We start from the raw sequence: 12,476 nt of genomic DNA, 5'->3' as shown, positions 1-12,476 counted from the left end.
ATCCCGACCAGGCCGGACTGGTTGTTGGTCTGCGAGGTCAGCGAATCCACCGCCGCCGACGAATACTGCAACGCCAGCTCAGGGGCGTCCCCGGACGGGGCGGGCGGGGCCGTGATTGGGTAACTGTAGGAGAACGCCCCACCCGACTGGCCCGCCTGCCACGTCCCCGACGGCTTCAACGGCGACGCCGCAAAATCACCCGTCAACGACCCCGACGCCGTCGCCGCAGCAGAGGCCGCCACCGCATAGACGAACCCATCGGCGGAGCCGGCAGCGGTGTCTCCAGCGGCAGCAGCCCCGGCCGAGGCGCTTGCCGGAGGCGTGGCCTGCGCCCCACCGGTTACGGCGCTACCGGCCGCGGCCGTGGAGGTGCCGCCCGCCGCGGGGGCGACCTCGACCTCGGCCGTCAGATGGCCGGTCTTCACGTCGTTGACCACCGGCAACACCCGCAGCTGCGCCGACCGCTGCTTGGCGCACTCGGCCGTCAGCGGCTGGGCCAGCACACACGCCGGCAACCGCACCAGCGTCAACCGGGAGGCGAACCCACCCCCGCCCGCACCGCGAAACGAGGAGTAGTCCACCGTGACCTTCGCCGCCGCAGGAGCCGTGCCGCCGTCCGCTCGAGTCAGCTGCAGCACCATGCCGACACCGCCGACCTTTCGGGCCACGGTGTTGTCGAACGTCTTCACCGTTACAGAACCCGGGGTCGGCTTCACCGGTTCCTGCGACGGCGCAGCCTTCGGCGCCTTCTCACCCCGCGCGGCGGATGCCGGCTTCCTACTCGAGGGCGACGCGCCCGGCCGCGGCGTGGCGCTCGCTTTCGCGTCCGGCGCGGCCACCGTCACCGGCAACCCCGGTACGGCCGCGGCCTTGCCCGCCACCACGTTCACCCGCGCCGACCCGCTCTTCGGCCACACCGGCGCCGGCGGCTTCTTCGCCGGGTGGGACGCCTCCTCGCCCTTCACACGGGGAGTCGGGACCGCGACCGGACGGGCTTCCACGCTCCGCTCCTGCTGCGGTGCCTCCACGGCGGCGCTGGCCGGTGTGACCAACCCGTCCGGCACGCCGACCCCGGCGACGAACACTCCGAGGATGACCACCGCCCCAACCCACGCCCGAGAGAAACGGCCATGAATTGTGCCGGGCAGCAGTTTCCGGGCACGCGAAATCGGCACGCCGAGCTCCTCCGCACGCAAAGCGAAGCGCGCGGCAGGCATCGCCGCTCGCCCCAATAAAGCCGAAATAAAGAGACCAAACGGGATCATGCGTGCCTGACAACCCCAGGTCAAGACCTACTTCGCATCTGGATGATCACGTGCCGTTACGTGGACGGCAGGCCAGATTCCCGTCCATAACGCCCCACCAGGCGCGTTCCAAAAACGAAGAGGGGGCAGCGAAGCACAGGTGTGCGATCTACATCACATCGCCGAATCCCTCTTGACGTAACAGCGCAGGAGACGTGCCGGTAGTGCCTATGACGCCGGAGACTCACCCCTGTAGGCGCACGCCCCGAAACGGGATCGATACCAGGCCTGAGATACGGCCGTGGTTGCCGGGGGCTGGAGCTGAGGGGCTGGCCGCGGCCAGCCCGGTTGTCGCATCAGCTGCTCTGATCACCGCCGAAACCGCTTGGCGTAGCCGCACGGAAGCCATCAGGTGGGGCGTCGGGCAGAGGTGAGCCGTCCGTAGAGGGCGGCGGTTTCGGGGTGAGGGTCGCCGTCGGCGCTGACTTCGGCGATCGCCTTGAGGCAGGCCTTCCACGCCTCGTGGACCCTGCTCATGTTCCCGGCCTCGTACTCCGCCCGCATCAGCGCCCGCCACAGCTGCTCGGCGTAGGGGTCGGAGGTGAGTCCCTGCCGTGCTGCGCGTGCGGAGCGGTCAGGGCGGCCGGCATCGAGTTCGAGTTCAGCGAGCAGGTCGGCGGCGTCGACGATTTCGGCGCGAATGTTCTCGATTACTGGGGTTTCTAGCCACCAGTGGTAGCAGCCGTCCAGCACCGGCCCCCTGACCAGGGCAAGGGCGTCCCAGAGGTCGATGGTGGAGTTGCGTTTGGCGCCGCGGTCGGCGAGTTCCTGGAAGCGGGTCCAGTCCAGAGTGATGGCGTGGGTGCGGTAGACGTAGGTGGAGTCGCACAGGATGCGTGCCTGGCCGTCGGAGGCCTTTCCGAGTTTGCCGCGGGTGCGGGTGATGAGCTGGCGCAGCTGGTCGGAGGGCTTGGGGGTGTCGGGGTCGGGGCCCATCATGGCGGCGAGCTGGACGTTGCGTAGCCCGGTCGGCCCGGCCAAGGCCAGGGCGAGCACGAGCTCGGCCATCTTCGGCTGGAGGTCGGCGACTGTGCCGGTGATCTCCAGCGGCCCGAGGATGGACACCTGCACAGCGTTCTGTACCTCATCGCGCTGCGGCTCGGGCTGGGCAACTTCTGGCAGTGCGGGTTTTCCCCCCGACTCCCCGTCTTCCTGCTGGCTATCGGCCGCTCCAGCGACGTATGACCTGCTTGCTCCGCCTGCCAGCGGCAGCTGGCTTTCGTCCGCATACGCGTTATACAGCGGGGCGTCGGCGGCGACGTCGCTGATGTCGCCGGCAACGGTGAACAGTTCCCCGAGCCGCTGGTAGGACTCGGCCGAGATCAGGTGCGGCCGCACTGTGAGGCCGAGCGGGGTGACGTCCAGCCGCGGCCCCTGGTCGTCCTGCGACAGGGCGAACCGCGCGGGCGCGCCTGCGGCGTCTACGGGAACGAGGGCAGCCAGACCGCCGGGCAGGGCGGTGACGGTGTCGACCAGCCGAGCCATCTGATCGGGCGACGGAGTGGTCCTGCTGATGAGGACGGTGAGAGTCCAGTCCCCATCAGGGTCGTGCAGGCGCCGGCCGGACACGCCGGTTGGGCCGTCAGTGGTGGCGAGCCGTCCGCGGAGGTCGCGGGCCCGGTCGGCGAGCAGGCCGAGCGCTTCGGCCAGGTCCGTGCAGGGTCGGATGCGATCGCCGGCCGCCTGCAGTTCGGGAAAGCCCACGGCGAGCACGTCGAACCATGGCCCATCACCGGTGGCGAGTTCGGTGGCCGCGGTGGTGAGGAAGCGGTCGACCAGCTCATCGGGGCCGGTCGCGGTGGCGGTCTGCAGGCGTTCGAGATTCACCAGGAGTGCGTGTCCGTCGTCGAGGTATCCGGTGGTGAGCAGTGCAGGGAGCACGTCCCGGGCGCTGTCCGCGTTGGGTGCGCTGTCGAGGTCGATGCGCCAGGTCGCCTTCGTGCGGCCCTGGGTGAACGGGGCTGGTGGCGTGCCGGCGGGCTGGGCCAACAGCAGTTCGACGGCATCCACGCAGACGCGTGCGCCGAGCACGTGCGGCAGGTCGCGGCCGGCGGCGGTTAGGACGCCGCCAAGCGTGGCCAGGGCCTGGCGGGCGCATGTGCGGGCGTCGGGTGCGGCCAGGCGGCGCAGTTCCTGCTCGGTGCGCAGGGTGTCTGGGTCGGCGGGCAGGGCGATGCGGCGGCCGCGGCGGCGTGTTTGGCGTTGGGCGTGGCGGAGGCGGGCGAGGGTGAGCAGGGACCCTACGGCTACTCCCCCGGCGAACGCCGCAACCGGCGCGCTGGGACCGTTGTCTTCCGCCTCCCCGCCGTCGGTCAGCAGGATCGCGGTCGGTTCCGGCGCCGATGCACGCGCCTCGCCGGTCTGCGGTGTGCGTGCGAGCGGGGCCGCGTCTCGTACGGCTGCCGGTTGCTCCCCCGCCTTCGGGAAGTCCTGTGTGGCCGGTGGTTGGGGCGAGGAGGGAGCGCCATCGTGCGGGCGGGAGAACTCGGAGGCGTCGCTCGGGTGGCCGAGATGGCGATCCGGGAGGGGCGGTTGTGGCCGGTCGAGGTCGGTCGCGGCGGCCGGCATGCGCAGCACCCAGCCGGGACGGATCACGTCGGGCCGGGTGAAACGGGCGCCGTCGGTCATCACACGGCCCCTGTTGAGCTGGGCGATTTCGGTGTAGCGGTCGCCGTTGCCGAGGTGGCGTTCGGCGATGGTCCACAGGCAGTCGCCGCGACGCACCTGGTAGGCCGCGTGCGTGAGCCGCAGCACCCGGGCGTGCGCCTGGTCAGACGCGGTGTGCGCCCCAGTCATGGTGGGCTGTCCAACCCCCGATGGCACGTCAGCTCCGGCGAAGCGTGGCGGGTCGTGCCCGGCGTCCGGTGAGGCGGTGGTGGTGTCGGCCAGTGCGGCGGGTGCGGCGGCGACCACGGCGGCGGGCGGGACGGCGGCCATTACGAACGCGGCCGGCGAGCCGGCGGCGAGCGCGACCGAGGAAATGAGCTGGGCCGACAGCCATTGGGTGGCGCCAAGGCCGGGCAGGTGCGGCGTGGCGCGGCCGCGGATGCGGGAGGCGAGCTCGACCAGGGTGCTGGCCACGAAGCTCGCCCACGCCGCCCAGCTGACGACCTTCACGACAGTGAGGAAGAGGGTGCCGTCGTCGCGGTGGGTCAGCGCGTGGCCGATCTCGCCCAGGCTGGGGAGGTGGGCGGGTACGGGGGATCCGGCCAGCGCATACAACATGAGGGGTACGCCGGCGATGAGCGCGGTCAAGACGGCGGCCGCCAGCAGCGCCCGCAGCCCGTCCAGCAGACGGAACCTGATCATCGAAGTTCTCCCTCCACGCCGGGAACGAGGCGGGCGGTGGCCGACCCGGTCACCGCGATGTCGTTGATGCCGATCAGGGCCAGGAACAGGGTGGGTTCACTCACCCGTACGCGGACCTGGATGGCGTGGGTGCCGACCGGCGCGGCGGTCCCGGTGTGGCCGGTCGTGGCGAGGTAGGAGCGCGCGGCGCGCAGAGCGGCGACCTGGTCGACGATGTATCGGCCGTCGGTGTAGGCGGCGCGGCGGTCGACGTATCCGGCGCCAGCCCGGGCCGCCTCTTCCGCAATGTTGTAGGCCTCGCGGCCGGCGCGGAGCTTGGCGGTGCCGTCCCACAGGAAGCCGGCGAGCACCAGCATCAGCGGGAACACCGCCACGGCGGTAAACAGCGTGACCGACCCGCGGTCGCGTGTCCTGGTCATGTCGACGCCATCAGGGTCAGATGGCCGTGGTGGACCGTCTGGCCTGGGAAGGCGCTCAAGGACGGGGCGATGGTGACCTGGTCGACATGAGCGTTCACGCTGCCACCCGCTGCGCCGCAGCCCCCGAGTATCTTGGCCTCGTCACGTCGTGCCCTGTCAGTCGCGTCCGGCATCCTAAAGCGATGACGCGCTGGTTCCGCACCTATTGGGATGAAGAGGACATCTGGTTCTACTTCGAGGTTGATGCCGACGGTTGGGTGAACCGCCAGGTCGAACTCCGGGGACCGGACGGCATCCCCATCGTCGCGGCGTCCCTGACGGAATGGCAGCAGGCTCAGGCAGCAGGCCGGCTCAGCCAGTACGAGGCGACCTACGGCCTGACCGCGGAGAGCCCTGTGCAGGAGTGGGACGGATACGAGCCTCACGCTCTGACTGCGGCCGAGTTCGAAGACGTGTGGAACCGGGCCCGCCGGCACCTCCGCAGCAATCACTGAGCTCGCACAATCCGGCAGGCGGCTCGTCTCGGTCCGCTGGCTCACACCTTCACACACGGACGCCTCCCGTCTTGGCACGCTCGTTGCCGGCTGAGGAACCGCCAGGATCTGCGAACCCCAGAGCTCTCCCCCGGTAGGGGTCGATGGGCGAGGCGAAGGACGCGCGGACCGTCTTCTGGCCGGGCAGTCCGGGCAGCAGGTCGCCGAGCTGGACGGTGCAGGTCACGCGGGCGACGACCTGGGCAGGCGTGCCGACCTGCCGGGAGAATCCACTGGTGTCCACCGCGATCGACGGGGCGCAGCGCAGGCCCTCGCGGCGGAGCGCGGCGGCGGCACTGGTTGTGGCGGCGCGCCGGGCCTCGGCGGGGGCGCGGGCGATGGACGCCCGCCGGGCGGCGTCGCGAGCGGCCGACTCGACCGCACTGTAGGCGGTGGCGATGCGCCCGGTGAGGACGACCAGGGCGATGAGTGCCAGCAGTGCGGGGGCGAGGACCACCAGTTCCAGCGTTGCGCTTCCCCGCTCGCCGTCCTGCGGCGTGCGTCGGCAGCTCATGGGCGGTCCGCGGGGATGAAGCGTTCGACCGGGGCGCGGGCGACCTCCGAGACGGTCCACTGAGCGATAGGTAGGAACGACGGCACCCGGCCGGTGACGACGACTTCGACGGTGCCGGCGTCGCCGCCCGCCCGGGCGTCGGGGTGGGTGAGGAAGGCGCCGCCGACGCGGGTAGCGAAGCGCACCGCGGCGGCTGGTCCGGCGGAGCGGGAGGCGCCGTCGGTGCGGGCCGCGCGGACGCCTTCCTGCGCGGCCGCCTGGGCGGTGGAGTGGGCCTGGTAGACGAAGACGGCCTGGACCGCCGCGGCCACGACCAGGAGCAGCAGCGGGAACAGGATGACCATCTCCAAGGTGGCCGCCCCGCGATCGCGCAGCACCTGGCACCGCACGCCACGGCGGGAACGCCGCAAATCGGCGGCATCAGGAGTGGTCACGGGATCTTGGCGAGCCATTCGGTGACCTTGTCCTTCATCACCGCGGCGGCGGCGATGGCGATGCCGATGATCAGGGTGGTGAGGACGACCCATTCCAGGGTGCTGGCGCCGCGGTCCTCGCGCAGACGCTGCAGGCCGGCCTGCGCGCGCACGAGCAGGAGGGTGAGCTGCGAGGACATGACAGTGGGAAGGCGCATCGGTCTCCTTGAGGGGGTCAGCCGGCGATGGCCAGCCGGTAGATCTGGGGGAAGGTCAAAAGCAGCAGGAAGGCCGCGCCGAGCAGGGCGATGGGGATGACCATGGCGGTGGTGCGGCCGTTGGCCTCGGCTTTGGCGGCGGCCAGGGCCTGGCCGCGCATGGAGGCGGCCTTGCTGATGAGGGTGTCCAGGACGCGGGCGCCTTCCTGCCCGGCGAGGGCGGCGATGTCAGCCAGGTTGGTGAGCTCGGCGATGCCGACCTGCTCGCCCAGCCGGGCAAGTCCTTCCCAGGCGGGCCGCTGGTTCCGGCGGGCCAGCTCCAGCACGGCGGTGATGCGGGCGAACGCCCAGCCGTCGCTGACCGAGGCGGCCTTTTCCAGGGCGTCGACGGGTCCGGCGCCGGCGCTGCGTTCCAGGGCCACCAGGTCGAGGTAGCCGGTGATGGCGTGCCGGAAGTCGGCCCGTCGGCGGGCGGCCTCGGACCGCACGGTCAGGTCGGGGGCGAAGAACAGCACCACCCCGCCGAGCAGGGACGCTCCGGCGGGCAGCGCCACGCCGGGGGTGCTACCTGTGGCCGCTATCAGCGCGGCGATCCCGGCGGGCAGCAGCAGGCCGAGCACGGCCAGGCCGAGCTTGGTGGCGAGGAAGCGTTCGACCGGGCGGCCGAGCAGCGCCAGGTCGCGGTGGGGGCACGGCAGCGACCCCAGGTGGGTGGCCATGAGGCGGCCGAGCCGCTGGGCCAGGTCGCCGCTGGTGTCGGGTGGGACGTAGTCGGCGCGCAGGCGGGCGACCGCCTCCTCCAGCCGGGGCGGGGCCGGCCGCAGCTCGCGCACCAGCAGGAACAGCCCGAACCCGATCAGGGCCCCGGCCAGCAGGAACAGGTTCATCGCACTCCCCCGGTGAGGAAGCGGCCAGGTGGGCGGGCGGTGCCGAGGCGGTGCAGCCACCACAGCCCGACGGCGTAGCAGGCGACGACGACCGCAAGCGCTATTTGTCCGGCGGTGGTGCCGAACGGGGCCACGTAGTCCCTGTTCAACGCGGCGAAGCCGCTGTAGCCGAACAGGAAGGCCATGATCCAGCGGACGGTGGCGCGGTGGCGGGCACGTTCGGCTTCGACCTCCCGCCGGGCGGCGACGTTGGCTGCGACCATGGCCGCCAGATTGGTCAGCACCTGCCGTACGCCGGCGCCGCGCCGGGACGCGGCGCGGATGAGCGCGGCGGCGATCAGGTCGGCCACCGGGTCGTCGAGGGCTTCGGCGAAGGCGCGCAGCGCCTGCTCGGTGTCCGCCCGGGCGGCGAGTTTGCGGCCCAGGTCGCGCACTTCGGCGGCGATCGCCTCGGGCGGGTGCTCGACACTGCGGGCCAGGGCGTCCTCGAGCCCGGAGGCGGCGCCGAGCAGGTCGGAAAGGCGCCGCGTCCACTGCTCCAGCCCTTCCAGGCGGGCGATGCGCGAGCGGGCGCCGCGCCCTCCCGTCAGGCGTGGCACGGCGAAGCAGGCGCCGATGGCGGCGAGGCCGGCGACGGGCCATCCGGTCAGCAGGAACACCGCGGGGCCGAGCAGGATCGCTGCCCCGGCCTGCCGGCGCACTGCGACGTCGCCGGCCGCGCGGGCAAGGGTGGCCAGGTGGCCGTCCGGCCTGGGCGGCGCCGGGGCCCTGCCGCGTACGGCGAGCACGAGGCAGACGATCCCGGCCGCGCCCAGCCCGCCGGCCAGCGGCGCGAGCAGCGCGCCGGTCATGACGCCCTCCACAGCACGGCGGGGTCGAACCCGGCGGCGACCAGGTCGTCCAGGCACTGCGGGGAGGTCGCCGGGATCGCACGCCCGTCGGGGCCGGGGCGGTAGATGTGGTTGCGCGCGGGCGTCGGCGTGTCGGCGGGCGGCAGCACCTCCAGCACCTCGGTGACGTAGCGGCGGTTGGTGCGCACGTCGCGGCGCAGGTGGACGACGAAGTCGACGGCCATGCCAACCAGCCCGTGGATGTCCTCGGAATCCAGCACGAGGCCGCCGGAGCGGCACAGCATGAGCAGGCGGGGGAAGACCTTCTCGGCGGAGTTGGCGTGGATGGTGCACAGCGAGCCTTCCTGGCCCGAGTTCATGGCCTGCAACATCGACCACGCCTCGTCGGCGCGGACCTCGCCGACGATGATCCGCACCGGGTTCATCCGCAGCGAGTGTTTGATCGCCGCATCAAGGGTGATCTGGCCGTGGCCTTCGCTGTTGGCTTGGCGTGACTCGAAGGCCACCACGTCGCGGTGCCGGTGCGGCAGCTGGTCCAGGTAGAGCTCGTACTCGCTTTCCAGCGTGGCGATCCGCTCGTCGGGGTCGATCTCGGCGGCCAGGGCCCGCAGCATCGTGGTCTTCCCGGCGTTGACCCCGCCGGTGACCAGGATGTCCTTACGCGCCCGCACCGCCGAGGCGAGAAACGACGCCTGCCCGGCCTCGAGAGTGCCGAGCTCGACCAGGTCGGTCAGGGTGACGTCGACGTGCCGGTGGCAGCGGATCGACACGTGCGGGCGCGGTGTGATCGCCATGACCGCCGACAGCCGCACCCGCTCCTTCAAGGCGGCGTTGAGCACGGGGGTGACGGTGGAGAACTCCCGGGAGGTCTGGCCGCCGTGGACGCCCCACATGCGGATCCGCTGAATGAGTTCCTCGTCGCTGCCGGCGACCGCCGGACCGCGTACCTTGCGCCCGTCGGCGTAGGTGACCCAGACCTCGCGGCAGCCGTTGATGTCGATGTTCTGCACCGCCGCATCGGCGATAAGCGATTGCAGCGCGCCCAGGCCGTAGCGCTCGTCCTCGACCGCGCGGACCAGACGGGCGTGCGTCCCGGGTGAGATGACGACGCCGTCGGTGAGTCGCTCTCGGGACCAGGCGGCGGTTGCGGCGTCGATGAGCTGGACGGCCTCCTCCCGGCCGGCCGCCCCTTCCAGGGCGTCGGCCACGCGGGCGCTGATGTCGCCGACCGCCGCACGGAACGCCACGTCGTCGAGGCCGTCGTCGGTCGGGGTGGGGATGCCGGGGATCGGCGGCAGGCTTCCCGGCCCGGCCGGGCGGGCGGCGGGGGCAGCGGGAAGGTCCTCGGCCAGCCACAGCGGGTGCTCACTCATGCTCGCCCTCCCCCAGACTCGGCACCCGCGGCGGGGCCGGAGTGAAGGTCGGGGCCGGCGCCGAAGGACGCAGGTGGCACCACCCCAACCGCGGCGACCGGCTGCTCCTCGGGTGCCGCTTCGAGGCGCTCCCGCAGTTGGGCCCCGAGGTTGCCCACCGTCCGCAGCAGGGAGGACATCTGCAACCGGCCGGCCCACCTTGTGCGGCCGGCGGCGCCGTCCGACAGGATGTGCGCGGCCTTCGGCAGCATTGGGACCGTCCCCAGGATGGGCGTCCCTCCGAGCGTCCGGCTGACCTCCGCCGCGGGGTAGGGCCCTTCGCCGATCAGGAGCAGGAAGCGGGGCGTGGCGGCGAGGGCGCCGCGGCTGAGCGCCTCGATCCGCGGCCCGGCCATCGCAACGAACCGCACCGTCGGCCGCAGCACGAGCACCACGGCGTCCGCAGCGGTGAGGATCGCGTACGGCACGCTCTCCACGCCGAGCGCGCCCACGTCCGCGATGACGTCGCGTCCGGCGGTCGTCAACACCTGGGCGATCTGCGGCCAGGAGCCCTTGATCTGCAGGGCCTGCCGCGGGTCGGCCACCCCGGGCAGCAGCAGCCTGCGCCGGGCGTCCCCATCCAGCGGAACGGCCTCCTCGGCCAGCTGCACCCGCGCCGCCTCCAGGTCGCGCGCGGCCGTCATGGCCACCTCGGCGACACCGATCCGGTACGGCTGCTGCCCGGCGAAGTAGCCCGGCAACACGCCGCCGCCCGACGGGTCGCATTCGGCGAGCAGCACCGGGTCGGGCCAGGTGAACGCGGCGGCCAGGCACACCGTGGTGACCCCGGGCGCCCCTCCAGGAGACGTGACCGCGATCAGCGCCATCCGCCCACCTCCGAGCAGGACGGCAGCGGTACGGCGGACACCAGGGCGGCGGCCGGCCCGCGCGAGCCGTACCGGCAGCAGCGCGGCCACCGCGCAGAGGAACCTCGGCCGATCACGCCGCGTCCCTGCGGGAGGTGAGGATGAGGGCGATGTGGCCACCCATGGCCTCCCGCGCGATGAAGCCGCCGGCCCCGGGGCCGACCAGCAGGTCGACGACTCGCACCCCGTCGGGGTCTGCCTCCCCCACCCGATCGACGACGGCGGCCAAGTCCTTCGTCACGGCCCTGGTTTCCTGCCCGGGGTCGGCCAGTTCGGCGGCGACCAGGACGCGGTCGCCGGCACGCAGGCCCCGGGCTGGAAGCTGACCCGGCTTGAGCGCGAGCGGCACCAGCTGCTGACCGGGGCCCGGCGTCATCGCGTCCGTCGTCTGCGTCTCCGCCAGGAGCGCGCCGGCCGTCAGGTCGGCGGCCGCGACCCGGCCGATTGTCTCCGGCAGCCGCCCCGCCGGGACGGTGGCGATCTGGGGGTCCGCCGAGATCTGTACCGAGGCCAGGTCGTCGGCGGTGATCACCTGGCCGATCGGGACGTCCCGGGCGACCATCAGCACGGGGCTGCGCCGGTCGAGTTCGGTGTAGGCGTACTGCCCGGCCAGCACGCCCGCCCCGATGAAGACCAAGACGAGCAGGAACATCGGCGACCGGCGCCGCCTCGGCAGGGGAAGCGGCGTGACCGTATCGCGCGTACGCGTGCGCACCATCGGAAGGGAACTCCTCAAATTTCAGTCGGTGACCAGGGCCTGCGCCTCGGCCACGGTCAGGGCGTAGGAGGTGGACCGGCTGATCGGCGCCAGCGGGCCTCCCGCTCCCCCAGACCCTCGCCACGTCGCGCCCCACACGACCGTCACCGACACCCGGTAGGCGTTTCGCGGCTGACCGGCCGACGACCGCTCATACAGATAGGTGCAGCCGCTGTCCTGCTCCTGTGGCGGGCGATGCGGGTCGTACGGCGTGCCGGGGCCGTCGCAGACGACGTCGGGCAAGCCCGCGCCCGGCGAGATGAGAAGCCGCCGCGGGGACGCCGTCACCTCGGCCCAGACAGCCCCGACGTGCACCCGTTTGGACTTGGTCGTCCACTGCCCCGAGCCGTTCAGCCAGAACCACTGCCGAATGCCGACCATCCCCGGACGGCCGCGCGGTGGCGCGGTGCTCACCTGCGGCAACGGCAGAGCCAGTTCCTTTACGGCCTGGCCCACCAGCATCTGCGGGGTCACCCCGGCTCCGCCACCCGGCCGAATCAGCCCGCAGTAGAAGTCGTCGCTGCCCTGAGGGAAACCATCGACCATCGGAGCGCAGTCGGCGTCAACTTCCTTCTTCGCCTTCCGCACCGGGGCCGGACGGACAGGGGCCCGGCCGGGCGATGTCTCCTTGGCCCAGATCGACCAGCCCTTGGGACTGCGGCTGGCTCCGGCCCCACTGCCGGGATCCCCATTGGCTACCGCAGCAGGTGAGGCAATCAGCGCGAGGACGAGCAGGGCGGTCACCGCGTGCACTTCGATTCCAGTGCCTTCTTCTGAAGGATGCGCCAGCGCCCGTCCGCACCCCTGCGCATCGTGGCTTCAACCGAGAAGTAAGGAGTGCTGAGCGTGCCCGGGATGAGCTTGTGGGTGCGTGAATCAGCTTCTCCTGTCCGAGATGCATCCATGCAGTCAAGGACGGTGGCCGTGTCGCCCTTCACCGTGACCTTCTTGACGTGCACGACAACCTCCCCCCATCCCTCGCGGTCCATCTCC

General features: G+C 72.1%; 13 protein-coding genes and 1 pseudogene. 1 reads left to right on the top strand and 13 read right to left on the bottom strand.

Annotated elements, in window-relative coordinates; genetic code table 11:
• From HCK04_RS39190 to HCK04_RS39180, 3 genes and pseudogenes are all read right to left on the bottom strand, one after another.
• A pseudogene (locus HCK04_RS39190) lies at positions 1-1,265 on the bottom strand (hypothetical protein); the annotation flags it as partial.
• Between the two features lie 387 nt (positions 1,266-1,652).
• A complete protein-coding gene (locus HCK04_RS39185) occupies positions 1,653-4,613 on the bottom strand; it encodes a BTAD domain-containing putative transcriptional regulator (protein ID WP_142652589.1) in 2,961 nt (986 codons plus the stop codon).
• Positions 4,610-5,032 (bottom strand): pilus assembly protein TadG-related protein, encoded by a 423-nt coding sequence (locus tag HCK04_RS39180; RefSeq protein ID WP_142652588.1) that lies wholly within the window; start codon positions 5,030-5,032, stop codon positions 4,610-4,612. Before HCK04_RS39180 ends, HCK04_RS39185 begins: the two co-directional genes overlap by 4 nt.
• 20 nt (positions 5,033-5,052) lie before the next feature.
• Here HCK04_RS39180 and HCK04_RS39175 point away from each other — a divergent pair, with 20 nt between their 5' ends.
• Positions 5,053-5,526 (top strand): hypothetical protein, encoded by a 474-nt coding sequence (locus tag HCK04_RS39175; protein WP_205831258.1) that lies wholly within the window; start codon positions 5,053-5,055, stop codon positions 5,524-5,526.
• Positions 5,527-5,575: 49 nt separating this feature from the next.
• On the opposite strand, the gene HCK04_RS39170 is transcribed toward HCK04_RS39175, so the two are convergent.
• From HCK04_RS39170 to HCK04_RS39125, 10 genes are all read right to left on the bottom strand, one after another.
• Complete coding sequence (locus HCK04_RS39170) at positions 5,576-6,079, bottom strand: TadE/TadG family type IV pilus assembly protein (RefSeq protein ID WP_142652587.1); 504 nt, start codon at positions 6,077-6,079, stop codon at positions 5,576-5,578.
• Complete coding sequence (locus HCK04_RS39165) at positions 6,076-6,513, bottom strand: TadE/TadG family type IV pilus assembly protein (RefSeq protein ID WP_168066625.1); 438 nt, start codon at positions 6,511-6,513, stop codon at positions 6,076-6,078. Before HCK04_RS39165 ends, HCK04_RS39170 begins: the two co-directional genes overlap by 4 nt.
• Positions 6,510-6,710, bottom strand: a complete 201-nt coding sequence (locus tag HCK04_RS39160; protein WP_142652585.1) for a hypothetical protein — start codon at positions 6,708-6,710, stop codon at positions 6,510-6,512. The genes HCK04_RS39165 and HCK04_RS39160 overlap by 4 nt, the downstream gene beginning before the upstream one ends.
• Positions 6,711-6,727: 17 nt before the next feature.
• Positions 6,728-7,597, bottom strand: coding sequence for a type II secretion system F family protein (locus HCK04_RS39155; protein WP_142652584.1), 870 nt, complete (start codon positions 7,595-7,597; stop codon positions 6,728-6,730).
• Positions 7,594-8,448 carry a type II secretion system F family protein gene (locus HCK04_RS39150; protein WP_142652583.1) on the bottom strand — a complete coding sequence of 285 codons (855 nt, stop codon included), beginning with the start codon at positions 8,446-8,448 and terminating at the stop codon, positions 7,594-7,596. Before HCK04_RS39150 ends, HCK04_RS39155 begins: the two co-directional genes overlap by 4 nt.
• Entirely contained in the window at positions 8,445-9,821 is a 1,377-nt protein-coding gene (locus HCK04_RS39145; protein ID WP_142652582.1) for a CpaF/VirB11 family protein, read from the bottom strand. The genes HCK04_RS39150 and HCK04_RS39145 overlap by 4 nt, the downstream gene beginning before the upstream one ends.
• Positions 9,818-10,687: a hypothetical protein gene (locus HCK04_RS39140; RefSeq protein ID WP_142652581.1), complete on the bottom strand. Its 870-nt coding sequence runs from the start codon at positions 10,685-10,687 to the stop codon at positions 9,818-9,820. Before HCK04_RS39140 ends, HCK04_RS39145 begins: the two co-directional genes overlap by 4 nt.
• Before the next feature lie 112 nt (positions 10,688-10,799).
• Complete coding sequence (locus HCK04_RS39135) at positions 10,800-11,444, bottom strand: SAF domain-containing protein (protein WP_142652580.1); 645 nt, start codon at positions 11,442-11,444, stop codon at positions 10,800-10,802.
• Between the two features lie 21 nt (positions 11,445-11,465).
• A complete protein-coding gene (locus tag HCK04_RS39130; protein WP_142652579.1) occupies positions 11,466-12,029 on the bottom strand; it encodes a hypothetical protein in 564 nt (187 codons plus the stop codon).
• Between the two features lie 194 nt (positions 12,030-12,223).
• The coding region (locus tag HCK04_RS39125; protein WP_205831257.1) for a hypothetical protein at positions 12,224-12,476 on the bottom strand (253 nt) is incomplete at its 5' end.

Origin of the sequence: Microbispora sp. CL1-1 (genome assembly GCF_012034195.1) — a bacterium.
Classification (GTDB): Bacteria; Actinomycetota; Actinomycetes; order Streptosporangiales; family Streptosporangiaceae; genus Microbispora.
The sequence above is the reverse complement of the archived record's forward strand: the minus strand, read 5'-3'. Positions and strand labels throughout refer to the sequence as shown.

Excerpts from the sequence above, each read along its gene's own strand:
- HCK04_RS39185 (WP_142652589.1), bottom strand. The coding sequence starts at position 4,613 with ATGATCAGGTTCCGTCTGCTGGACGGGCTGCGGGCGCTGCTGGCGGCC.
- HCK04_RS39180 (WP_142652588.1), bottom strand. The coding sequence starts at position 5,032 with ATGACCAGGACACGCGACCGCGGGTCGGTCACGCTGTTTACCGCCGTG.
- HCK04_RS39175 (WP_205831258.1), top strand. The coding sequence starts at position 5,053 with ATGGCCGTGGTGGACCGTCTGGCCTGGGAAGGCGCTCAAGGACGGGGC.
- HCK04_RS39170 (WP_142652587.1), bottom strand. The coding sequence starts at position 6,079 with ATGAGCTGCCGACGCACGCCGCAGGACGGCGAGCGGGGAAGCGCAACG.
- HCK04_RS39160 (WP_142652585.1), bottom strand. The coding sequence starts at position 6,710 with ATGCGCCTTCCCACTGTCATGTCCTCGCAGCTCACCCTCCTGCTCGTG.
- HCK04_RS39155 (WP_142652584.1), bottom strand. The coding sequence starts at position 7,597 with ATGAACCTGTTCCTGCTGGCCGGGGCCCTGATCGGGTTCGGGCTGTTC.
- HCK04_RS39150 (WP_142652583.1), bottom strand. The coding sequence starts at position 8,448 with ATGACCGGCGCGCTGCTCGCGCCGCTGGCCGGCGGGCTGGGCGCGGCC.
- HCK04_RS39145 (WP_142652582.1), bottom strand. The coding sequence starts at position 9,821 with ATGAGTGAGCACCCGCTGTGGCTGGCCGAGGACCTTCCCGCTGCCCCC.
- HCK04_RS39140 (WP_142652581.1), bottom strand. The coding sequence starts at position 10,687 with ATGGCGCTGATCGCGGTCACGTCTCCTGGAGGGGCGCCCGGGGTCACC.
- HCK04_RS39135 (WP_142652580.1), bottom strand. The coding sequence starts at position 11,444 with ATGGTGCGCACGCGTACGCGCGATACGGTCACGCCGCTTCCCCTGCCG.
- HCK04_RS39130 (WP_142652579.1), bottom strand. The coding sequence starts at position 12,029 with ATGGTCGATGGTTTCCCTCAGGGCAGCGACGACTTCTACTGCGGGCTG.